Below are 22,133 nucleotides of genomic sequence, written 5' to 3' on the forward strand. Positions count from 1 at the left end.
TATGGAAAAACCAGTTGTATCCGCTATTGTGGCCGCTGCGACAAACGGCGCCATCGGTAAGGACAATCAAATGCTGTGGCACTTGCCAAATGACCTTCGTTTTTTCAAGCGGACGACCTCCGGACACCCGGTGATCATGGGGCGGAAGACGTTTGAATCGCTGGGCAAGCCCCTGCCTAACCGCCGCAACATCATCATCACCCGCCAGCCGGATTATGCCGTAGCCGGCGCAGAAGTGGTGCACTCCTTGGCGGCAGCATTGGAGCGCTGCACCGATGAGGGAGCGGTATTCATCGTCGGCGGAGCCGAAATATACCGGCAAGCATTGCCTATTATACACCGTATTTACCTCACTCGGGTACATACATCGGTGAATGGAGATGCTTATTTCCCCAAGCTGGATGAAACCGAATGGACATTGGTGTCCGCAGAAGATCATGCCCCCGATGAACGGCACGCCTATGGTTATACCTTCATGCTGTACGAACGAACATAATCGATAGTACTACACGCAGTAATTTCAACGTCATGGTAGTGGAACCCGATATCGCAAGAAGACGAAACCTGAGAGACGCCGTTTTTTTTGTGTTCAAGATCGCGCTCTGGTTAGCTATTGCTTATTCGCTTGCCGTAGAGTTGGAGCTATACCGCGATTATCCGCGATTGGGTCAATTGGCCTATGGTGTAAACATATTCCTAACCGGCAGTATCCTCATTTCGATCGGCCGATTTACGCTCATCTCTTTATACAAGCGGCGCAACATCAAGAACAACCGGGTAAGGGGCAATTACATTTTGGGCATCAACCAGATTGCGACATTGTTGAATGTCGCGTTCGTGATTTTAGGGTTGATGCTGGTTTTTGGCATCAACCCGAAGGAGTTTTTGACCAGTATTACGATTGTCGCCATGGCGATCGCCTTGCTGTTCAAGGATTACATTACCAACATGATCAGCGGCCTCCTGATCATGTTTTCTGACCAGTTTACCATTGGCGATAACGTGCGGATAGGGGAGCACAAAGGCAAGATAATGGACATTACGCTGGCGAATATCATGGTCAAGAATGACGACGATGACATTGTCCTTATTCCGAATAATACGGCATTTACGGCAAACATCATCAACCAGACGCTCCAAAACTCCAAGAAGCTGTCCATGGATTTCGAGTTGCCCTTATCGCATTCATACGATCAGGAGGCGCTGGCGAAGAGCCTCGAGGAGGTGGTAAAACAATACGCGGGCGATGTGGTGACCGGCAGCTTCCAGTTTAAAGTCGTGGGTGTGGGGAAGGATGTGGTGCAATATAAACTGCAATTTTTCACGACCAAAAAAGACAGCAACCTCCGTAAAAAAATACGGAACGACTTATACCAGCACGTGATCGCGTATGATGCGGAACAAGTGCGGAAAACCAACGCGGGCTAAACTTTTCTGATCTTGACGCTTTTGACGAAATGATGGCTTCCCTTTTCAAGGATCAGGTCAGCCCGGAAGCGGGTGGGCAAAATATTCTTCAATAGGTTTGGCTTGTTGATCTCATTCCAGATGTTGGTGGCCATGGCCATACTTTGTTGTTCGCTCAGGTCGGCATAGCGATGGAAATAAGATTGCGGGTTCTGAAATGCTGTTTTGCGCAGCCATTCAAAGCGCTGGATATACCACTCCAACAGGTTGGCGGGGTCCGCATCTACATAGATCGAGAAATCGAAAAAATCCGACACGAAAACGCGGGGTCCGCGATGTTTGCCTTTCATGTTTACTTGTAGCACATTGATGCCTTCTACGATCAACACATCGGGTTGGGTCACCCATTGCAGTTCTTCCGGGATGATGTCGTAGGCCAAATGTGAATATACGGTGGCTGAAACTGACTCTTTGCCAGATTTGATGTCCGATAGAAAGCCGAGCAACCGCCTGGTGTCATAGCTCTCTGGAAAGCCTTTGCGGTTGAGGATTCCCTTTGATTCCAAATAACTGTTGGGATGAAGGAATCCGTCGGTCGTGATGAGATCAACCTTTGGATTTCCGGGAGATAACGACAATACCCGTTGGAGTACCCTAGCCGTGGTGCTTTTGCCTGCCGCGACACTTCCTGCAATCCCGATGATGAAGGGAAGCCGCTTGGTGTGGTTATTGAAAAACGCATTGGCGTTTCCATGCAATTGGCGATAGCTGTCGATGTGGATCTGCAGCAGGTGACTCAGCGGGAAATAAACCTCTTCGATTTCTTGCAGGGTCAGCGGCTCATTCAAGGCATTCAACTTATGAATGTCGGTATCTGCGATCGGATAGGAAGGATGGCCATTGAGTGTGCTCCATTCTTCTCGCGTGATATGGCGAAAAGGGGAATACGCGATGCCGTTATCAGTATAGACCATACCAAAAGTGTTGGGAAGCTGCAAACATAGGTAAAAAAGTTTAAAGCATTCCCGTTAAAATCAGTTCACCAGTAGCCGGATTGGTGGCCAAAGGTACGTTGTATACATCGCATACGCGCATCAACGTCTGGATATCCGGCTCATGGGCGTGTTTGCCGAGTGGATCGCGGAAGAAGATGATGGCATCTACCTTTCCCTCGGCGGCGAGTGCAGCAATCTGCGCATCGCCACCCCGGGGTCCACTTAATTTCAGCTCCACTTCCAAGCCGGTTTGCCGGATGTAGGACCCTGTCGTGCCGGTGGCGATGAGCTTAGCGCTACGCAGCAACTGGATATGGTCTTTGACAAACCCGACCATTTCAGGCTTTTTTCCGTCATGTGCGATAAGCGCTATTGTTTTTTGTTCCATGAATTGATTTCAGATTATTGATAATTGTTTACGTTCATTGGCATCAATGCTGGCTTTGGCGGTTACGATTGCCGCGTTGGGTGGCTTACCCTTTGATGGCGGACAAAAAACGCCAAGGGCCTTTGGATTGGGCCTGCTCTTTTTCCTCAACCAATTGGGTCACCATTCGGGTGAGCAACTCATCGTTTTCGCTGACCACCTGATCGCCTAACGCGATTAATTTCTGAATATTGCCGCGATCAGCGGCATCGAGTTCTTCGTGGATACTATCCAGGTTGCTTGGTTCCACTCGGATGTATTGCTCAGTTTTGCCGGCAGACTTATAGAGTTGTTGCAAGAAGAAATCGCTGCTTTCGGCGGCACCGCTCATCATGATGTCAATCAAGGCAGGTCCGATGGATATCGCGCGACTTTTTTTGAAGTGTTCGTATTCATAGGCTTTTCTCGATCGTCCCGTGCCTAACGAGAAGATGGAAATGTCATTGATTTTGGTTTCATTGAAGGCTCTGGTCACTTCCACCAATGCGCTCATGGAGGGGTTCGGGGCAAATACGCCCCCGTCGAGCAGGGGGTAGCGTGTGCCGCTCATGGAATAGATCTCCGCCACGCTGAAATAGGTAGGAGCCGCCGAAGTAGCCCGGCAGACATCACGCAAATAAAAATCGCGTGAGTCGCCACGTGCAATAGCGGTTTGTTGCCTGAAAAAATGTGTTTTGCGGAGCTCAATATTATAAGCGGTAACGATGCCGGGCTTGAGCAGCTGGCTTAGCTTGGTATCGCCGAAATAGGCCTCGAGCACCTGTTCCAAGGCTGCGGCAGGGTAGCGTTCGCTCAACAAGCCAAATTTTGCGACCAGCCGACGGAAAAACCCGGCCTTGAAGATCTCGCCGCCATGGTCTACGTAAATATCCAGGGCTTCTTTTGCCGAAAATTTGGGCCGTGTGGGTTGCTGCTCATCAGGGCAAAGCAGCAGACAGGTGAGAATGCCGCCTGTGCTGGTGCCCGCAAAGAAATCAAAATAGTCGACGATGGCCGCATCCGGATTTTGGCTGATGCGTTTCAGCCGCCGTTCGAGTGCAACCAATAGCATACCGGGAATGATTCCCCGTATTCCGCCGCCATCGATCGAAAGAATTCTCTTCATGGGTGATACTTTGCCTGTAAAAATAGTTTTTTTTGAATGAATTTTGCAAGGGATTGTGTGTCTTCTACGTTGACATGGCTGCGCCGAATGTCAAATCTTATCCTTAAATTTGCGGCATATTTCACCACTTTATACTTGATTCATCTTGGAAACACAGGAACTGGCCACCGTAGATACCGCAACCGAATTGGGACTTTTGCCCGAAGAATTTGAACGCATTACCGAAATCCTGGGGCGGACACCCAATTTTACCGAATTGTCGATCTTTTCGGTGATGTGGAGTGAACACTGCTCTTATAAAAACTCCATCGTTTGGCTCAAGACATTGCCCAAAGATGGTCCGCATATGCTGGCGAAGGCCGGTGAGGAAAATGCCGGACTGGTAGATATCGGTGATGGGCTCGGATGTGCGTTCAAGATCGAGTCGCACAACCATCCTTCGGCGCTGGAACCCTATCAGGGGGCGGCTACAGGGGTCGGGGGCATCAATCGCGATATTTTTACGATGGGCGCCCGTCCGATCGCGCAGCTCAATTCGCTGCGCTTCGGCGATATCAACCATCCGCGCACGCAGTGGCTCATCAAGGGCGTGGTGAAAGGCATTGGCGATTACGGCAATGCGTTCGGTATTCCCACCGTAGGCGGCGAAGTTTTTTTTGATGATTGTTATCAGGTAAACCCCTTGGTCAACGCGATGTCAGCAGGTATCGTGAAAGCAGGCGAGACGGTGTCTGCCACCTCATACGGTGTGGGCAATCCGGTTTATATTGTCGGGTCGGCTACAGGCAAGGATGGCATACATGGAGCAGCATTCGCGTCCAAAGACATTACCGAGGATTCGGTCAATGACCTGCCTGCCGTGCAGGTGGGAGACCCCTTTCAGGAAAAACTTCTCTTGGAGGCTACGCTGGAGGTCATCAAGACGGGCGCGGTAATCGGCATGCAGGACATGGGCGCTGCCGGGATCATCTGCTCCAACTCGGAGATGTCTGCCAAAGGGAAGCATGGCATGCGCATTGACCTGGATAACGTGCCCACCCGCCAGGCCAACATGAAGCCTTATGAGATCCTGCTGTCTGAGTCGCAGGAACGGATGCTGATCGTGGTGGAGAAAGGCCGGGAGGCCGATGTAGAGGCTGTATTTGAAAAGTGGGATCTCAACTGTGCAATCATCGGTGAAGTGACCGATACCCAGCGCCTGGAATATTATATGCACGGTGAATTGGTTGCCGATGTACCCGCCGACGACCTCGTGCTGGGCGGTGGTGCACCGGTCTATCATCGGGAGTACCGGGAACCGGCCTATTTTGCTGAATATCAAAAATTCAGGATCGACGACGTGGCTGAACCGGAAGACCTGCGGGCCGTGGCCCAGCACCTGCTCGCCCATCCCAACATTGCTTCTAAACGGTGGGTAACCAACCAATACGATTCCATGGTCGGTACCGCCACGATGACGACCAATAAACCCAGCGATGCGGCGGTGGTGGCGGTCAAAGGCACCGACAAAGCCATCGTATTGACGGTTGACTGCAACGCGCGATATGTGAATGCCGACCCGCAAAAGGGCTGTGCCATCGCTGTTGCCGAAGCGGCTCGTAACATCACGTGTGCCGGTGGCGAACCTTCGGCCATCACCAACTGCCTCAACTTCGGAAATCCGTATATCCCAGAGGTCTATTGGCAGTTTGTACATGCCATTAAGGGAATGGGAGAGGCCTGCCTCAAATTCCAGACGCCGGTAACCGGCGGAAACGTCAGTTTCTATAACCAGTCTCCCGATGGCGGCTCGGTATTTCCAACCCCCACGATCGGTATGTTGGGTATCATGCCGGACGCGTCCAATCTGATGACCTTGGATTTCAAAGCAGAAGGCGATTATATCTACCTGATCGGTGAATCTCGAAATGATATCGCATCATCTCAATATTTGGCCTCCTACCACGGCGTAAAAGCCTCTCCAGCCCCTTATTTTGATCTGGATGAGGAATACGCGACACATCAGGTGCTCAAACACCTCATCCACGAGCAACTCATCGTGTCTGCACATGACGTGTCAGATGGCGGCCTGTATGTAGCGCTGGCTGAATCAGCAATGGCCGGAAACCTGGGCTTTGCGATCGATACGGATAGCGAAATCCGGAAGGATGCGTTCCTGTTCGGTGAAGCCCAAGGCCGGATCGTGGTATCCGTAAAACCCGAAAAGCAAGAAGGGTTGGTGGAGTTGCTGGCGGCAAGCGGGACAGAGTTTTCGCTGTTGGGAGCGGTGACTAAAAATGGATTCGTCGTGGATGAAGCGCTCTACGACACCGTAAACCATGCGCAGGAGATCTATAATCACGCACTGGAACATATTTTAGGCGAATAAATATCCCTAATGCGCCTTGGCCATTAATTTAGTCGACATGAAGATAGCAAAATTAGAACTATTCATGGTGCCACCACGGTGGCTCTTCCTGAAGATCACCACCGAAAACGGCATCGAAGGCTGGGGCGAACCGGTGGTCGAAGGCAAGGCGCGTACCGTTAAAGCGGCCGTAGAAGAAATGTCCGGCTACTTGATCGGCAAGGATGCCCGCCATATTGAAGACATCTGGCAGGTGCTATACCGAGGCGCATTCTACCGAGGAGGTCCCATTTTAATGAGTGCGATCTCGGGCATCGACCAAGCCCTGTGGGACATCAAGGGCAAGGCATTGGGCGTACCGGTATATGAACTATTAGGAGGGGCCGTACGCGACAAGATGAAGGTGTATGGATGGATCGGCGGGGATAAGCCCGCCAATGTGGTCGACGCAGCAAAGAAGCGGGTGCAGGAGGGTTTCCGTGCGGTCAAGATGAATGGATCTTCCGAAATGGAATGGATCGATACGCCAAAGAAAGTGCAGGATGCGATTTCCTGTATCCAGGATGTCCGTGACGCACTGGGTTATGACATCGGCATCGGCATCGATTTTCACGGGCGGATACACAAAGGGATGGCTAAGCGCTTTATGAGTGGGTTAGAGGACCTGAAACCGATGTTTATCGAAGAACCGGTGTTGTCCGAAAACAGGGAGGCATTTGCCCAGTTGGCCCGGTATACGAGCGCGCCCATCGCCACTGGTGAGCGGATGTTTAACCGATGGGACTTCAAATCCATCTTCGAACAGGGCGTCGTTGACATTATCCAGCCCGATCTTAGCCATGCGGGCGGTATTTCCGAGGTCAAGCGGATAGCGGGCATGGCAGAGGCTTATGATGTGGCGCTGGCCCCCCATTGCCCGCTTGGCCCGATTTCGTTTGCTGCTGCCCTGCAAGTCGATTTTAATTGCGTGAACGCCATTATTCAAGAAACCAGCATCGGTATCCACTATAACGAGGGAACTGATTTGTTAGACTACCTCGACAATCCCGAAGTGTTCAATATAACCGATGGTTATGTGGCGCGTCCGGAGTTGCCGGGACTGGGGATACAGATCAACGAACAGAAAGTGCGGGAAATGGCCATCCATGAACACGACTGGAAAAATCCGGTCTGGAGGAATGAAGACGGAAGCATTACGGAATGGTAATGGGCGACTTCATGCTGAGCTGCGACTGGGGCACTTCATCGTTCCGGCTGAAGCTGGTAGATATCCAGCGTGAAGCGGTCGCGGCTGAGCTTCAGACGGCTGATGGCGTTTCGGCAGTGTACGGCCGATGGAAAAGCGAGGGGGCACATCGCTCCAGCCAAGAGTCTTTTTACATGCAGCACTTGGTTGCTTGCATTGGCATGCTTTCAAAGCAGGTAGCCTTCCCGCTAAGCGGCATCCCGGTCGTCATATCGGGCATGGCATCGTCCACCATCGGTATGCGGCAACTGCCTTACGCCGAACTGCCTTTTTCGATAGATGGAAGCAACGCGGTGGTGCAGGCGCTCGACACAGGGGATCGGATTGATCACCCGGTGCTGTTGATCTCCGGCTGCAAGGCCGCGGCAGATGTGATGAGGGGAGAAGAGACGCAACTGGTCGGACTGGCCGCCATGGATCGGCCGTTCAATGCCGCTGGTGAAGCCGTCTGTATCTTTCCGGGGACCCACTCCAAGCACGTCCATGTGGTTGCCGGAAAGATGGTAGACTTTGCTACCTTCATGACCGGTGAGGTATTCCACCTAATGGCACATCAGAGCATCCTGAAGGGCGCGATAACGATCCCAAAGCCTGACGACATGTGGAGCCCTGCCGAGGAAGATGTGTTCCGCCGGGGCGTGGCCTACGCCATGTCGACCAATATCCTGAGTGCCTTATTTTCCGTGAGGGTGAATGAACTGTTTGACCGATATGCCAAGACCGAGAATTATTATTATTTAAGTGGACTGTTGATCGGGACGGAACTTGCCGGACTGCTCAAACGCGAGGTAGACCGGATCGTGCTGTGCAGTGGCAGCAACGTGTACCTGCCTTACCGGCTAGCCTTGGAAGAATTGGACTTGGTATCACGGGCGATGTTTGTCGAGCCCCACCGGATGGATTGGGCCGTGATCGCCGGGCAGATTAAGATAAGCCATTTTTTATAGCCGCAGATAACAGTCCTGAAAAGTCGTGAAAGCATGAATTTGCATCCTAGGCAATCTTCGTGCAGCATCTTTCTCAATATATATTGTCGCATTGCCTGATACGGTCTTCTATTGACCGACTAGGTTCACGAACGCTAATCCACTTCGCTTCCAAAAAAACGATTCATAAATTCGACTCCGTGCTTGAGTTTTTGTCTGATATGAATAATATTTGATGAAATATCATCTATTTTCCTCAAAAAAAGTAGATAATCGAAATAAATAATATTTTTTTTGAAAAAATATCAATAAAAAAATTGCTTAAATGAAATTATTGTACATATTTGCTATTATAATTGTTACATTTATAACTTTAACCGTGTTTTCTAACTAATTTTTAAGCATTATGGAGCTTTTTATGACAAATTTATCCTACTTGGCTGATCCGTTCAGTGCAGGTATGGCTATTCCGCTATTATCGGTGATGCAGGACGTACCGGCGGAGGCGCCTTCTGTCACCGACACGTTGTTAACAGCAAATAACATTTGGATGATGCTTGCGACAGCCTTGGTATTCATCATGCATTTGGGTTTTGCCAGTGTAGAGGCGGGATTTACCCAAGCCAAAAACACCGTGAACATTTTATTTAAGAATACGTTGACGCCCGTACTCGGAATTGTCACGTATGCGCTTGTCGGTTTTGCCCTGATGTACCCCGGAGATTTCAATGGTTTTTTGGGATTCGGCAAGGAGAGTTGGGACATGATTTGGTTCACGCCGGGTGCGGCTGATGTGACCGCAGGTTATGCTGATGGCGGTTACACGTTCTGGACGGATTTCCTTTTTCAGGCCATGTTTGCGGCTACCTGCGCAACAATCGTGTCCGGCGCAGTGGCCGAACGCATCAAGTTAAGCGCCTACCTGACGTTTACGTTGATCTATGTAGCATTGGTGTATCCCATTATCGGCAGCTGGAAATGGGGTGGCGGCTTTTTAGATGAAATGGGATTCATTGACTTCGCTGGTTCTACGCTGGTGCACTCCATTGGCGGCTGGGGAGCGTTGGTAGGCATTTGGTTATTGGGACCGCGCATCGGCAAATACGAAAACGGCAAAACCAGTGAAATAGCCGGATCGTCTGTTCCGTTGGCCACCATAGGTGTCTTTTTACTGTGGTTGGGGTGGTTCGGCTTTAATGGGGGCTCCGTGCTTTCGGCAGATCCCGGCGTGGTTTCATTGGTGTTGGTAACGACTTGCTTAGGTGCTTGCGGTGGTGCTATCGGAGGCCATTTTACCAGTATGATCGCCATGAAACGGATTGATTTCGGGATGGTGCTGAATGGCATACTGGCCGGCTTGGTTGGTATTACGGCCAGTGCGGATATCATTACCCCGTTTGAAGCGTTGCTTATCGGCGGCATTGCCGGTGTTTTGGTGGTATTCTCGGTGATGTTATTGGATAAGTTGAAACTCGACGATTGCGTGGGCGCAGTGTCGGTACACCTTACCTGTGGTGTTTGGGGTACGCTGGCTACGGGTATATTCGGAGAAGGCGCTTCGTTTATGTCGCAGCTTTATGGTGTCTTGATCTGCGGAGCAGCGGCGGTAATTGGTGCGTTTGTTATTTTCTACATGCTCAAGGTTACCATAGGACTGCGTGTCAGTGCTGAAACAGAAAAACATGGTTTGGATAGCCACGAACATGGCATCCGCGGTTATACCATCTTGGTAGAAGACTAAGCTGGATAAAAAACGGTTGGAGGATAACGTGATAAATAACACACGCTATCCTTCATACCGATGGTTTAATCACTTACATGAAGAATGGCCTGAAGAACTAAACTTACATGTAAGGCTCAATTACACAAATATGAAAAAAATTTTTATTGCTGGAAACTTATTATTGGCTGCGTTTTTTGTGCAGGCCCAGGACGAATCATTAACCATTTCGGGGTCGGTGGATGCCTATTACAAATATGACTTTTCGGGGTATAAAAACGAAGATGGACTGGGCAATATCCCTACCTCCTTCGCGAACGAGCAGAATTCAGTTTCATTGGGCATGATCGATCTGATCGTAAGCAAAACGGTTGGAAAAGCATCTTTCGTAGGCGATGTATCCTTTGGTCCACGTGGACAATACCAATCCATACTCAATTCCGGGGATGGTAATTCATTCCACATCCAAAACTTATACATGAGCTATGCATTTACCGAAAAGTTTTCCATGACCGCGGGTTTCATGGGTACGTTTGTGGGATATGAACTGATCTCGCCAACCGGAAATTTCAACTATTCCACTTCCTATCTGTTTTCCGCGGGACCGTTCCAAAACGCGGGCATCAAGGCGCAGTATGCCTTTTCGGACAAGGTGGCATTGATGGTTGGGCTGTTCAACGATTGGAATAGTCCGCAGGATTTTGACGGTGTCTCTGATTTCGGGGCACAATTGGCCTTGTCTCCGGTAGAAGGTTGGGATGCTTATATCAACTTTTTGACCGGCGGCACCGGCACCATTATCGACCTGACCACGGCATATCAGGTTACTGATGCATTTAAAGTCGGTTTGAATGCCGCAGACTTCTCCGATTTCGGTGATACCGACGGCGGGTATTCAGGTGGGGCGTTATATGTGCAGTATGGCTTCACCGATGCATTTGCATTGGGGGCGAGGGGTGAATATTACAAGGAGAAAGCAGATGGCTGGGCGTTTGTGCCAGCAGGGGAGTCTGTGCTCGGCCTGACGCTGTCGGCAAATGTCAAAGCCGGTCCGCTGACGGTCATTCCGGAATTCCGACTGGACAATGGATCCACCGAGATGTTCGTCAAGAGCATGGATATGGACCCAACCAAAAGCGCATCCCAATTTTCGCTTGCCTTGGTATACGCCTTCTAAGGCCGGTTTTAATACATTGTCTCGATACGCCTAGCAGGTTTGACTTACCTGTTAGGCTTTTTTTGTATATTCGTTGCGCACAATATCCGCTGGAACGGATTTTGGTGAATTGCATTGGGAGGATCTTTTATGGTTAACTTAATTATTACATTCATCGTGGGCTTATTTATTACCCATGGAAGCCCGCTTAAAGGTCATTTCGGTACAGACAATGGCCAATTTGCAGTCGATCAGCGAGGCAAGTTTGTAGTCTACAAGTCTGACGAGCTGCCTGCTAATGTAAGGTTTCCGGTTGCCCGAGCACGGCTGATCGGTTTCCTGGAAGCGAGAGGAGACAAAATTGTCATTAACACTGACAACCGACTGGAGAGCACCGGCAGTGTCACCATGCGAAAGCATGCAGGTATCGGCAATTATGTCGCTGGGCAGCTCCATTACACCTTAGTGGCCGAAAATAATGATGGGTCGTTAAACTATTGGTTTACAGACCTCATGTACCAGCCCCTTCGTAATGATCGTTACGGCAAACGGATTAAAGCTACCCGATTTCCTATTCCATTGGAAAAAAAGGTAAGCAAGATCAACGAACGGATATGGTATAAGCAAAGGTCCTTCGCTCATGATACGATCCAAGACCTTGCTGACCAACTATCGGCTCAAATTAAAGCAGCTGGACAGGCTGGCGTGATTACCACCAACATGTAGTTGATATCCAAAACCAACCTAAAGGGATGCTCGATTGCAGCACCTCTTTTTGTCATCTTTTCCTGCCATCCTGACGGGATCATGCTAATGGAACACATATTGTTTGGAAGGGAACATTGAACCGTTAATTATTAAAAAATGAACGAGAAAGGTAATATATCCATTCACACCGAGAACATATTTCCGGTAATCAAGAAATTCTTATACTCAGACAATGAAATATTCCTCCGGGAGCTGGTCTCCAATGCTGTAGATGCTACACAAAAAATCAAGCGTCTGGCTGCATTGGGACAATACCAGGGCGAATTAGGTGATGTGACCATCGATGTGGCGTTTGACGAAAATGCCAAAACGATCACCATTTCCGACAAGGGACTCGGCATGACGGCAGATGAGGTGAAGAAATACATCAACCAAATCGCCTTTTCGGGGGCCACGGAATTTGTGGAGAAATTCAAGGAAGCCAAAGACGCCAACGAGATCATCGGCCGGTTCGGCCTCGGATTCTATTCGGCATTCATGGTGGCCGACGAGGTCGAAATCCAAACCTTGTCTTACCAGGAAGGCGCCACCCCAGCCCGCTGGGTATGTGACGGCAGCACGTCCTATGAAATTTCGGATGGAAACCGTACCACACGGGGCACTGATATCATCCTGCACGTCAACAAGGATTCCGAGGAGTTTCTGAATCAGGGTAAGTTGCAGGAAATCCTGGAGAAATACGGTAAATTCCTGCCCGTGCCCATCCGCTTCGGTACACGTACCAGCAGCGAACCCGATGGCGAAGATCAAGACGGTAAGCCCCAATATAAGTCGGTAGCGGTAGACAATATTATCAATAACCCCAATCCAGCCTGGACCAAATCACCGGCGGAATTGAAAGATGAAGATTACCTGTCGTTCTATCGCGAACTGTATCCGTACTCCTTCGACGAACCCTTGTTTTGGATTCACTTGAATGTCGATTATCCGTTCAACCTGACGGGCATTCTGTACTTTCCCAAACTCAAGGAAAACTTCGAAATACAAAAAAACAAAATCAAACTGTATTCCCGTCAGGTGTTCATCACCGATGAGGTAAAAGATGTCGTTCCGGAGTTCTTGATGTTGCTCCACGGTGTCATCGATTCACCGGATATCCCGCTAAACGTGTCTCGGAGCTTTTTACAGGCAGATAGCAACGTCAAGAAGATCAACGCCCATATCACCAAGAAAGTAGCCGATAAGCTAGCCGAGCTATTCAAAGCGGATCGCAAAGGCTTCGAGGAAAAATGGAAGGATATCGGTCTTTTCGTTAAATACGGAATGCTCAGCGATGACAAATTTGCAGAAAAAGCCCATGATTTCTGTTTGGTGAAAAACACCGAAAATGAAACCTACACGTTGAAGGAATATGCCGAAAAGGTAAAGGATATCCAACAAGATAAAGACGGCAATGTGGTATACCTGTACACCAATGACATGGCCCAGCAGGATAGCTATATTACCACGGCCAGCGATAGGGGATACGACGTGTTGGTATTCGATTCGCCCATCGACAGCCATTTCGTGGCCTATTTAGAACAAAAGGCGGAAAAAACGCAATTAAAGCGTGTGGATGCCGATGTGATTGATAAGCTCATTCAACGGGACCAGACCCATCAGCCGGTGCTTACCGAAGAGGAGAGCCAACAGGCTGCTACGCTTTTTGAGAAAGCCATCAGCCGGGACAATATGAAGGTGCATGTAGAGGCGCTAAGCGAGCACGAATTGCCCGTCACCGTGACCATTGATGAGTTTATGCGCCGGATGAAAGACATGGCGCAGACAGGAGGGGGCATGAGCTTCTACGGCACCATGCCGGACAATTACAAAGTGACGGTCAATGGCAACCACCCGCTGATCAAGCGGATCCTCAATGGTGAGAACGAAGAGCAGCAGCAACAATTGGCCAAGCAGGCGTTTGACTTGGCATTGTTGTCCCGCGGGTTGCTCACCGGAAATGAGTTGACTAATTTCGTCAAGCGAAGTGTCAGCATGATCGGTTGATGTTTTTTTAAAAAATGTTGTTGGATTGTAGCTAAATTGCTATTTTTGCCATCCGACAAACATGGTAGGTATAGCTCAGTTGGTTAGAGCACTAGATTGTGGTTCTAGGGGTCGTGGGTTCGAGCCCCATTACTTACCCTTTATGGGGCAAGGTCTTTAAACGAGACTTTTGCCCCATTTTTTTTGCCCGTAACTCTTTGTTTTCCAGATATATTAACTCGGCCGCCCGGTTGAGTTTACCGGTTCGACATACCCCCTCTGCATAGGTCATTTTTTCAGGGAACAAAATGCCTACTAGGTATCTTTTCGCCTCAATACTGGCTATGTCAATCCATCCCAGTGGCCTGTGGAAATCATGATCGATCAACTGCGGTAAACCTGTAAGCGCATTTTTTGCGATCATCTGTTCCAATGCCTCGAACGCAATAACATACCCATCTCGATTTAAAGCATCGGAACTTAAAACACCCAGTCTATTGAACATATTTTGTAACGTTTAAATCTGGTTTATGGTTAATGTCTGTAAACTGATTAAAAAAAGCGCATCTCTTTTAGTTGCGACATAATCTCTCTGTGGTTTTTTTCAAACTCTGCATAGTTCTCAAATAAAAAAGGGTTCACCAGTTCGAATTCCTCTTTCTTTTCTGATGCCTCCTTTTCCTTGCGGGTTATAGCTGTTTCCTTTCGGTATCCACTCTTGGTTCTCCATCCGAACCTTCCCAATGGAAACCAATTTCCTTCCATTTGTTTTAAGTACATCAAACTCAATACATATTCAAAGTAGTCAAAGCTGTCAGTATAAAGAAATTCTTCTATACCCAATTCATAAAAGCATTTTTGTAATCTCTCGAATAGGAGTTCACTGGTCGGTGTTTGCTTAGTGGAAGGTTTGTAAAGTATTTGTGCATACTTATTTTCCAGTGAACCAACGGGATTAACCTCTTCGATCATTGGTGTTTCTTTATCGCCATATTTATCGCGTTGTTTCAAGGAAAGTAGTTTCCCTAAAAAAATAAAATCTTCGGCTAGTACTGAAGTTATTCCGGCACTGTACAACAGGATTAGAAGAGGAAGTCGTTCCATTTGGCCCCACATATGATAATTTCCAGCCCGGCTCACGGGGTTGCTGAACTTCTTAATGATTTTTAGCCACAATTTATGATGATAATCCTTTCCCCAATAAATGCCTATTGAAAGAAGGCGATTCAATGGGTAGAGACTATTGAAAATATATTCCAGTTCAGTCTTGAAAAAATCTTCCGTGGGGGTGCCAGGAAACCGGTGGCTATTAAATGATGAAATGATATCGTCGGTTGCCGCAACAATCATATCATGTAACTGTATCTCAAACTCTTCCTTTACGACAAATTTTTTAAGCTTGGCAATGGCAAGTTCCAATGTTAACGGGTGATCGCTCCGAAATCTTTCCAGGGCATCAATATTGTCCATCAATTCGGTGAAGAAATTATCTGCGTCATCGATTCCGAGCAGGTTGCCTTGTCTGAAACGACATAATTCTTCAAGTTCGGGTGACGCTTTTCCTTTGTATGTGAAGCAATTGGAATACCTGAATTTATTGGAAGACTTCAAAATGTCAACGATCGCGATATCCCAAACCGACGACCAGCCGACTGTAATCAACCCAAAATTCTCAAAAATATACCTAAGCAGTACGTTCAATCTTTCATCATAGCCGGTAAGTTCAGATCTGATGTTTAGAAACTTAGTTTCCAGGTAGTCGCCATTGATTTTAAGTATGGTGATCTTGTTATGGACTATCGGCTGTACATTTTCGATTTGACTAGCGTTTGTAATTACGACCGCCTCAATGCCCTCATCTTTCAGTGCATTTTCCAGCAAGCGGTCGAAATTTGTGGTAACCACTATTTTAAAGGTTCCCGCTTTGATCAATTTGGCAATAGCCCTGTGTGCTTTTGTTGGCCGTTTTAATCCTTCTTCAAACTCTTCTTCAGTCGGCTCAAAGTATCTTTTAAGCAGATTTATGCGCTCTTCCGGTGTGCTGCTCACGGATTCCAAAATATCAGAATAGTCTGCTTCCTTACTGAATTTTTCACGGTACCATGCCGTTGGGTCTTCACCTGGATCTTCTTTATACGCTACGGCTAGCTGTTTGATCTGGTCTACGATGATTTCCCAACCGGTAGGTATCCCTGCATTTCTGGATACGCCAGATCCTAAGAAAAGTGCATATACGCCTGGATTGTTGTAAAGTGTATAAGATAAGAGCGTTAGGTCATTATTCATATTTAATAGCTGCAAATTCAATTAAAGATACGGCATATCCTTAAATTAATATTCCTTGACTACTTTTTTCGTGGGGCTTTTGATGAGAATAATTTCCTGAATTTGATAAGGGCATTGGAGATATACCATATCTATAAGTTTCCTGGAAAGTTAATGCCGGATGCCAATTTCAAAATCAAATTGGAGGCGATTATTGCAGGTGTGCCGGATGAATATCAAAAGGAGGTAGAAGAACACCTTGCATTTAAAAATGAGCTTAACCTGGATCAAAGATTAACTAAGCTGTTTTCAGAAGTAGAAAATGGCAAGCTTGGTTTTGACTATACTTATGATGAGGCGTTTAAGCGGAGGGTGAAGCAATCCAGGAACTATTACACCCACTATAATCCCAATTTGAAAGATAAAGCGGCTGCCGGAGAGGAATTGGAGGCATTGACATTAGCCTGCCGTGCTTTAATCAATTATCTTATCTTAAAACACCTGTATGTTCCGGCAGTGGTATTAAAAAAACGATTTGAATACTATATTGAGAGTTCTTATTACTCAAATTATTTCCTGTAGTTGCATGAGCCTTTCCAACGAATTTAGCTATCCGGTTTAATTTGATCAAAATTCAGTAAAGGTCTCTGTTCCCGGATTTTGCCTTATTTCGAGATCATTTAACTCAATTGGCGAATTTAGACTGATCAGTGATATTGGGATGTTCAGTGCAGTTAGTGCTTGTTTAAAACGATCTAGCGATTCTATTGAAGTTCCTACTGCGGCTGTGATGTTGTCTGTCACGTTTTTGGCATTCAGGTGAATTTCTCTAATTACCGTTCTTTTTCCGCCCCAGTACTGCTCATCAGCTGGAACGAAATCCAATGAAATAGTTCCTTGATTCGCCCCGTCTATGGGATAATAAATAATATTGTTTGCAAATGGTTTGAGAACGTTATTCAGGTAGGCAAAACTTTTGGCAAATAGCCCATTACCTCGAAGTTCAAGCAGGAGATTGGAAGCAAAGGTGTTTTCACTGGCAAACCGGAATTGGCCAGAGTTATTGAAATACAATTCGAAAAGCATTCCATTAAGCAAATGGTTTTCTCTGTCATTTTCCGAATAACTGTTCAGAAAACCTACAAGGTTGTCCGTAAGGAGGTTTTGCGCTTTAAAAGTTCCGTTTGAAGCTGCTCTGACGATATATCGGCCAATCAAAAATTTTTCATTTGGCTGATATGTTTTAGGCGAAGATCCCAGGAATGAAATTAATGCATCTTGCTGTTCGTACCAATTCGATGTTTGTAGTTTTGCAATAATGGAGGCTATATTGCTGTCGGAATAACTATATGTATTATCAATTATATACGGATCCGGATAACCGTAGTCAATAGTTTGCGCTACGGGTTTCTGAAAATAAAATTCGTCAATAAGTGATGTATGCTCCCAAGTCACTTTTTTTCCTTTAGTAATCGAAAAAACCGATTGTCTAACCTTTTTAAAAAGGGATTCCGCCTGGATATTTGAGCTGCATTTTAAATGATGGACCAACGTACCGGTGTAAGCGCTATTGTTTGGAAATCCATAGTCGGCGGCCTTTTCACCGCTGGTTGTGGAAAAGGCGATCAAGGTTCCTCTTGGTGTAGCGATCGGAGCAAATTCTTCAGCTTGAACGCCCCTTACGCCTTTGGGATTATCCCGACATGCATCAACAATGATGATCTTGGATATCGATAAGTTATTTTTTTCCAGCTCAAGAACTTCGGATAACCTGATTGCAAACCTATCATAATAGCTTTTGCTTTCCTGATCCTGTGCTGTTTCATTAAGTGTGAGGTAATTTTCCCCGTCCACTTCTATACCATGCCCTGCATAAAAAAATATAAAGCTGTCGTAGTTCTTAAGTTCCTTTTGCAGGTATGTCGAAAGATCTATCCACTCAGCTACATTAATATCTTTTTTTAGTATTGTATCATATCCGAAGGATTTGAAAACCTGTTCCATTGCATCTGCATCATTTATAGCGTTATCAAGTTTTGTGAAATTTCCGGCATTATCAACACCAATGCAAACTGCTAGGACTTTCATAAGATATATACTATTACTGAAAATATTTTAATTATTAAATTGTACTAAGGTGTTAAAATTACTAAATATTCAATTGCTATGAGGGTATTTCCTGTAGGGCGCTTTTTTGTATAGATCTGTGAAAGACTGTTATTCGGTACCGTGAAATTGCAACCTGATAACAGGGATACCAGTCTCATCATTAAAAGCGAATAAATGAAAACTTCAAGATCAACCACAGGGATGCGGATTAGGACATATACATGTGCAACTGCTCTTCTTTTAATGTCAGGACAATTTACCTTTGCCCAAAATGTTCTGCCTGTTGTGCGGGCTACATCTAAAACTGCCAGCATCAGGGACGGAAAGCACTTCAAAAAAGGCTATTGGGCTATTATGCCCGAAAGGAAACCTGACTATTACTATGCGGAAATTCCGCAAAAAAACAACACCATTACCTTCATTACCGATCTGGATTCTATTTCCTTCAATACAACTTATGGGAAGGATTATGATTTTATCATTTTACTGAACGGAAAGGACAGTTGCTATACCCGCATTTCGGCCAATTACAAAAATTTTAATGCTTCCACGCGAAAAAGCGCCGGCGCCGGGCCAGATACTATCCCATTTACTTTGGGCGACAATCGTAAAGTATATGTTAATGCAAAACTAAATGGCTCAGAGGTCACCAATATCCAGCTTGATCTGGGTGCAGGGGGAACCCTCATCAATAAAACTTCCGTGAAGAAAGTTAAAATGAACTTTGATGGCGAGACTACTCTTACCAATTCTGACGGTGTGAATCAGGTGCCGTTAGCTAGTAAAAACCGGCTGCAGATAGGAAACCTGGTCTGGGACAGCATCCCCATCGCCGTTGCCAGTAATATGAAGGATTACGAGGACCTGCTCATCGGCAATTCCTTGTTCAGGGATAAAATGCTGGAAATCAATTATGACAAGAAAATATTAGTCGTACATAATGCCTTACCCCCTCAAACAGCCGCTTATTCCCGTCACGACGTGATCCTTGATGGCGGCGTTATACCGTACATCAAGGCAAATCTCTGCATCAATGGCAAAACGCAAACTGGTTGGGTCATGTTTGACACAGGTGCCCAGACCTCTATTTTGAATAGCGCTGATGTGCCTATAAGTTACCGGATAAAAAATGAATTGGCAGGTATGATTGGTTTGAATGAGGCGATTATGCCAAAGCTGGGTATTGGCAAATACCAGCTTTCGGGGTTTAAATATAAGATACGGGGCATGGGCGGAGAAGGGCTGCAGATGCTCCTGGGCAATGACCTGTTAAAAAGGTTTAACCTTGTACTCGACAATAAAAACGGCTATATGTATATGCAACCCAATTCGCTGACAAACGTTCCTTACCGAAAACGTGATGAATATTATGTGGTTAGGATAGTGACAGGATTAGTTGTTGTTTTGGCCGGAATCGTGATATATGCGAAAACAAGGAGAAAATAAATCACAAATGTGGTTGAGGCAAACAATTCTGACGCTTTCTGCAACTTTTTTTTAACGGTAGCGTCCAATCATATAGTGAGCCCAGGACAATCTGTTATTCTTTCCGACAGGGATGTGGTCAAAAAGATCATGGATGGGGATCGGCATGCTGCTGCCTTACTGGTTCGCCGTACCGAGAAACTGGTTGCACAAATTGTATTTAAAATGCTGGGCAACCATCCGGACAGAAAGGATCTTACACAGGATATTTACCTGAAAACTTTCAGATATCTGCCGCGGTTCCGTTTTCAATGCAAACTGTCTACCTGGGTCGCACAGATCAGCTACACTACCTGTCTGGATCATTTGCAAAAATACAGACCGGAACTGATAACCATTTCTGCCGGTGAGGAGCTTTTATTAAGCAACAATTGTGCTCAGGAGATCGCAGGAGATATACCTGATGCCAGCCAGTTGCTCTCTATAAAAGAAAGGTCAGAGATCCTGGAAAAGCTCAGTACTACATTACCACCGGTCTACCGCACGCTCATTACTTTATTTCACAAAGAAGAATTGAGCGTCGAAGAGATCAGGGACATCACCGGGCTTCCTGTTGGAACGGTCAAAAACTATTTGTTCCGGGCAAGAAAAGTGCTGAAGGAAAGTTTACTCAATCATTATTCAAAGGAGGATTTATGAGCAATGTACATTTAAATGAAGAAGAACTGCAGGCCTGTGCACTTGATGGACATACAAATCAGGCTGCTATGGAGCACGTGGCTGGCTGCGGCCATTGCCAGTCGCAGATAAGCGCTTACCAAACACTATACCGCCATATCCGGGAAGCGAAGACACCCACACTGGATTTCAAAACAGAAGAACTCATTCCAGACCGTTTGCCTGCGATTAATAAGGAGGACAGCAAAGAGACCCTGTATCTTTATGGATTCCTAGTCGGCACTGTTGCGCTGCTCATTGCCGGACTGATAGGGCTTTGGAGCACAATCCGCTGGGTGTTTATAGATGTTACGCCTTTTGCCATTATCATCGGTTTGCTGCTGCTTTCCGGTCTATTGATTGTGCAATTGATGGAACTTTACAATACCTACCGTAAAAAGCTCAACGCCCTGAATATGGAGTGACTGCAACCTGATAATTAAATAATCGTCTCATCTTTAAAAGTGATCAAATGAAAAAAATCATATTCGTAAGTTCCCTGAATATTCAGCAGATGCCGGAACATACTGAGGGCAGAGGCTTTACCCTCGCCGATGGTATGTATATTCCCGATGTATTTATCCGTACCATTATCGTCATCCTTCTCTTTTATGTGGCGACCAGCTTTTTATTGACGCTGATCCGTATGCTGCTAAACCATCGCCTTAAAAGCAAGATGATCCTTATGGGGGTCACAAGTGATGAAGCAGAGAAAATGTTGAGGATCGGCGCGGAAAACAAAAATCATGCGGTCAAGTGGTTCCTGCTCTTGCTTGGTGCCGGTATTGGCTTTGCCGTGATCAGCAGTTTCCCTTTCGGTTGGCTGTCGGTTGCAGTGGTCGCCTTTAGTTTATCGCTGGGTTATGCGGGTTATTATATTTATCTGAAAAAAAGAAAAGATACACTATGAACCATGCAACCTCTGGGTTACTGGGTTTGTCAAATAAAAAAAATGATATGAAATCTTTAATTATCTGTGCTGGGTTGGTCGCACTGACTGCCGCATTTGCATTACCGGCTGCCGCGCAGCAGCAAGGCAATGTGGTTCAAAAACCTGATCCACTATATCAAAAAGTAGCTGAACTGGATAGCGCCATGTTCTCCGCCTACAATAAACGTGATCTGGAGGGATTAATGAGTTTTTTTTCTCCCGACCTGGAATTTTATGATGACCGGAGCGGTTTAACGGATTATGCACATAATCTGGCAGCGTTTAAAAGAAACTTTACCGATCCTGTGCATTCGTCAAGACGGGAGTTGGTCAAAGGCAGCCTGGAAGTTTACCGTTTAGGTAGTTTTGGCGCATTAGCAATTGGCATACACAAGTTTTATGGGACGGTTAATGGCAAGGAAGAATTGGAAGCTACTGCTAAGTTTACCGAGGTCTGGGAGAACAAGAACGGCAAATGGCAGGTAAAGCGCGAAATGAGTTATGACCACCGGTAAATAGTCAATATCGTCATAAATTGTAAATCTCCGGTAGTGTAACGTGAACTGTGTCATCCGGATCAACCTATTCCTAAACGCTATTTTGATCCAGCCTTAGCCTTTCACC

At 46.6% G+C, this 22,133-nt stretch carries 21 protein-coding genes and 1 tRNA gene; 16 read left to right on the forward strand and 6 right to left on the reverse strand.

From position 1 onward, the window contains the following. Position 1: 1 nt before the first annotated feature. Positions 2 to 496: a dihydrofolate reductase gene (locus ACMGDE_RS09045; RefSeq protein WP_436832448.1), complete on the forward strand. Its 495-nt coding sequence runs from the start codon at positions 2 to 4 to the stop codon at positions 494 to 496. Positions 497 to 528: 32 nt separating this feature from the next. Further along, positions 529 to 1,428, forward strand: a complete 900-nt coding sequence (locus ACMGDE_RS09050) for a mechanosensitive ion channel family protein (RefSeq protein WP_436832449.1) — start codon at positions 529 to 531, stop codon at positions 1,426 to 1,428. Here ACMGDE_RS09050 and coaA read toward each other — a convergent pair. The 3 genes from coaA to ACMGDE_RS09065 all read right to left on the reverse strand — a co-directional run bounded on the left by coaA (position 1,425) and on the right by ACMGDE_RS09065 (position 3,934). Continuing rightward, on the reverse strand, positions 1,425 to 2,381 hold the full coding sequence (gene coaA, locus ACMGDE_RS09055) for a type I pantothenate kinase (protein ID WP_436832450.1): 957 nt from the start codon (positions 2,379 to 2,381) through the stop codon (positions 1,425 to 1,427). The genes ACMGDE_RS09050 and coaA overlap by 4 nt on opposite strands. 40 nt (positions 2,382 to 2,421) lie before the next feature. Further along, positions 2,422 to 2,790 (reverse strand): methylglyoxal synthase, encoded by a 369-nt coding sequence (locus ACMGDE_RS09060; RefSeq protein WP_436832451.1) that lies wholly within the window; start codon positions 2,788 to 2,790, stop codon positions 2,422 to 2,424. 85 nt (positions 2,791 to 2,875) lie between these two features. Next, on the reverse strand, positions 2,876 to 3,934 hold the full coding sequence (locus ACMGDE_RS09065) for a patatin-like phospholipase family protein (RefSeq protein WP_436832452.1): 1,059 nt from the start codon (positions 3,932 to 3,934) through the stop codon (positions 2,876 to 2,878). A 145-nt stretch (positions 3,935 to 4,079) separates the two neighbouring features. On the opposite strand from ACMGDE_RS09065, the gene purL reads away from it, so the two are divergent. From purL to ACMGDE_RS09105, 8 genes are all read left to right on the forward strand, one after another. Then, complete coding sequence (gene purL / locus ACMGDE_RS09070) at positions 4,080 to 6,302, forward strand: phosphoribosylformylglycinamidine synthase subunit PurL (protein WP_436832453.1); 2,223 nt, start codon at positions 4,080 to 4,082, stop codon at positions 6,300 to 6,302. A 37-nt stretch (positions 6,303 to 6,339) separates the two neighbouring features. Then, on the forward strand, positions 6,340 to 7,488 hold the full coding sequence (dgoD, locus tag ACMGDE_RS09075; RefSeq protein ID WP_436832454.1) for a galactonate dehydratase: 1,149 nt from the start codon (positions 6,340 to 6,342) through the stop codon (positions 7,486 to 7,488). Then, positions 7,488 to 8,474, forward strand: a complete 987-nt coding sequence (locus ACMGDE_RS09080) for a 2-dehydro-3-deoxygalactonokinase (RefSeq protein ID WP_436832455.1) — start codon at positions 7,488 to 7,490, stop codon at positions 8,472 to 8,474. Before dgoD ends, ACMGDE_RS09080 begins: the two co-directional genes overlap by 1 nt. Before the next feature lie 397 nt (positions 8,475 to 8,871). Further along, the gene (locus ACMGDE_RS09085; protein WP_436832456.1) at positions 8,872 to 10,194 is read left to right on the forward strand and encodes an ammonium transporter; all 1,323 of its coding nucleotides are present in this window, start codon (positions 8,872 to 8,874) and stop codon (positions 10,192 to 10,194) included. 130 nt (positions 10,195 to 10,324) lie between these two features. Continuing rightward, a complete protein-coding gene (locus tag ACMGDE_RS09090) occupies positions 10,325 to 11,350 on the forward strand; it encodes a porin (protein ID WP_436832457.1) in 1,026 nt (341 codons plus the stop codon). Between the two features lie 129 nt (positions 11,351 to 11,479). After that, positions 11,480 to 12,055, forward strand: coding sequence for a hypothetical protein (locus ACMGDE_RS09095; RefSeq protein WP_436832458.1), 576 nt, complete (start codon positions 11,480 to 11,482; stop codon positions 12,053 to 12,055). Between the two features lie 138 nt (positions 12,056 to 12,193). Then, a complete protein-coding gene (gene htpG / locus ACMGDE_RS09100) occupies positions 12,194 to 14,083 on the forward strand; it encodes a molecular chaperone HtpG (protein WP_436832459.1) in 1,890 nt (629 codons plus the stop codon). A 64-nt stretch (positions 14,084 to 14,147) separates the two neighbouring features. After that, positions 14,148 to 14,221 (forward strand) — tRNA-His (locus ACMGDE_RS09105). On the opposite strand, the gene ACMGDE_RS09110 is transcribed toward ACMGDE_RS09105, so the two are convergent. After that, on the reverse strand, positions 14,217 to 14,567 hold the full coding sequence (locus ACMGDE_RS09110; protein WP_436832460.1) for a hypothetical protein: 351 nt from the start codon (positions 14,565 to 14,567) through the stop codon (positions 14,217 to 14,219). The genes ACMGDE_RS09105 and ACMGDE_RS09110 overlap by 5 nt on opposite strands. Before the next feature lie 47 nt (positions 14,568 to 14,614). Continuing rightward, a complete protein-coding gene (locus tag ACMGDE_RS09115) occupies positions 14,615 to 16,348 on the reverse strand; it encodes an SIR2 family protein (RefSeq protein ID WP_436832461.1) in 1,734 nt (577 codons plus the stop codon). A gap of 102 nt (positions 16,349 to 16,450) precedes the next feature. Here ACMGDE_RS09115 and ACMGDE_RS09120 point away from each other — a divergent pair, with 102 nt between their 5' ends. Further along, positions 16,451 to 16,909 (forward strand): HEPN domain-containing protein, encoded by a 459-nt coding sequence (locus ACMGDE_RS09120; RefSeq protein WP_436832462.1) that lies wholly within the window; start codon positions 16,451 to 16,453, stop codon positions 16,907 to 16,909. A 45-nt stretch (positions 16,910 to 16,954) separates the two neighbouring features. On the opposite strand, the gene ACMGDE_RS09125 is transcribed toward ACMGDE_RS09120, so the two are convergent. Further along, entirely contained in the window at positions 16,955 to 18,415 is a 1,461-nt protein-coding gene (locus ACMGDE_RS09125) for a caspase family protein (RefSeq protein ID WP_436832463.1), read from the reverse strand. 195 nt (positions 18,416 to 18,610) lie between these two features. Between ACMGDE_RS09125 and ACMGDE_RS09130 the strand changes: the two genes are divergently transcribed. Genes ACMGDE_RS09130 through ACMGDE_RS09150 form a run of 5 tightly spaced genes read left to right on the forward strand, consistent with a single transcriptional unit; the run spans position 18,611 to position 22,024 of the window. Continuing rightward, positions 18,611 to 19,882, forward strand: coding sequence for a retroviral-like aspartic protease family protein (locus tag ACMGDE_RS09130; protein ID WP_436832464.1), 1,272 nt, complete (start codon positions 18,611 to 18,613; stop codon positions 19,880 to 19,882). A 9-nt stretch (positions 19,883 to 19,891) separates the two neighbouring features. Continuing rightward, positions 19,892 to 20,560: an RNA polymerase sigma factor gene (locus ACMGDE_RS09135; protein ID WP_436832465.1), complete on the forward strand. Its 669-nt coding sequence runs from the start codon at positions 19,892 to 19,894 to the stop codon at positions 20,558 to 20,560. After that, entirely contained in the window at positions 20,557 to 21,003 is a 447-nt protein-coding gene (locus ACMGDE_RS09140; RefSeq protein WP_436832466.1) for a hypothetical protein, read from the forward strand. Before ACMGDE_RS09135 ends, ACMGDE_RS09140 begins: the two co-directional genes overlap by 4 nt. 47 nt (positions 21,004 to 21,050) lie before the next feature. Continuing rightward, the gene (locus ACMGDE_RS09145; protein ID WP_436832467.1) at positions 21,051 to 21,488 is read left to right on the forward strand and encodes a hypothetical protein; all 438 of its coding nucleotides are present in this window, start codon (positions 21,051 to 21,053) and stop codon (positions 21,486 to 21,488) included. Continuing rightward, positions 21,485 to 22,024, forward strand: coding sequence for a nuclear transport factor 2 family protein (locus ACMGDE_RS09150; RefSeq protein ID WP_436832468.1), 540 nt, complete (start codon positions 21,485 to 21,487; stop codon positions 22,022 to 22,024). Before ACMGDE_RS09145 ends, ACMGDE_RS09150 begins: the two co-directional genes overlap by 4 nt. Positions 22,025 to 22,133 lie beyond the last annotated feature (109 nt).

Origin of the sequence: Parapedobacter brassicae (genome assembly GCF_051400755.1) — a bacterium.
Lineage (GTDB): Bacteria > Bacteroidota > Bacteroidia > Sphingobacteriales > Sphingobacteriaceae > Parapedobacter.

Coding starts and splice junctions, on each gene's coding strand:
- ACMGDE_RS09140 (WP_436832466.1), top strand. CDS start 20,557: ATGAGCAATGTACATTTAAATGAAGAAGAACTGCAGGCCTGTGCACTT.
- htpG (WP_436832459.1), top strand. CDS start 12,194: ATGAACGAGAAAGGTAATATATCCATTCACACCGAGAACATATTTCCG.
- ACMGDE_RS09045 (WP_436832448.1), top strand. CDS start 2: ATGGAAAAACCAGTTGTATCCGCTATTGTGGCCGCTGCGACAAACGGC.
- coaA (WP_436832450.1), bottom strand. CDS start 2,381: ATGGTCTATACTGATAACGGCATCGCGTATTCCCCTTTTCGCCATATC.
- ACMGDE_RS09125 (WP_436832463.1), bottom strand. CDS start 18,415: ATGAAAGTCCTAGCAGTTTGCATTGGTGTTGATAATGCCGGAAATTTC.
- ACMGDE_RS09145 (WP_436832467.1), top strand. CDS start 21,051: ATGAAAAAAATCATATTCGTAAGTTCCCTGAATATTCAGCAGATGCCG.
- ACMGDE_RS09090 (WP_436832457.1), top strand. CDS start 10,325: ATGAAAAAAATTTTTATTGCTGGAAACTTATTATTGGCTGCGTTTTTT.
- ACMGDE_RS09130 (WP_436832464.1), top strand. CDS start 18,611: ATGAAAACTTCAAGATCAACCACAGGGATGCGGATTAGGACATATACA.
- ACMGDE_RS09110 (WP_436832460.1), bottom strand. CDS start 14,567: ATGTTCAATAGACTGGGTGTTTTAAGTTCCGATGCTTTAAATCGAGAT.
- ACMGDE_RS09115 (WP_436832461.1), bottom strand. CDS start 16,348: ATGAATAATGACCTAACGCTCTTATCTTATACACTTTACAACAATCCA.
- ACMGDE_RS09060 (WP_436832451.1), bottom strand. CDS start 2,790: ATGGAACAAAAAACAATAGCGCTTATCGCACATGACGGAAAAAAGCCT.
- ACMGDE_RS09085 (WP_436832456.1), top strand. CDS start 8,872: ATGACAAATTTATCCTACTTGGCTGATCCGTTCAGTGCAGGTATGGCT.
- dgoD (WP_436832454.1), top strand. CDS start 6,340: ATGAAGATAGCAAAATTAGAACTATTCATGGTGCCACCACGGTGGCTC.
- ACMGDE_RS09080 (WP_436832455.1), top strand. CDS start 7,488: ATGGGCGACTTCATGCTGAGCTGCGACTGGGGCACTTCATCGTTCCGG.
- ACMGDE_RS09050 (WP_436832449.1), top strand. CDS start 529: ATGGTAGTGGAACCCGATATCGCAAGAAGACGAAACCTGAGAGACGCC.
- ACMGDE_RS09150 (WP_436832468.1), top strand. CDS start 21,485: ATGAACCATGCAACCTCTGGGTTACTGGGTTTGTCAAATAAAAAAAAT.
- ACMGDE_RS09095 (WP_436832458.1), top strand. CDS start 11,480: ATGGTTAACTTAATTATTACATTCATCGTGGGCTTATTTATTACCCAT.
- ACMGDE_RS09065 (WP_436832452.1), bottom strand. CDS start 3,934: ATGAAGAGAATTCTTTCGATCGATGGCGGCGGAATACGGGGAATCATT.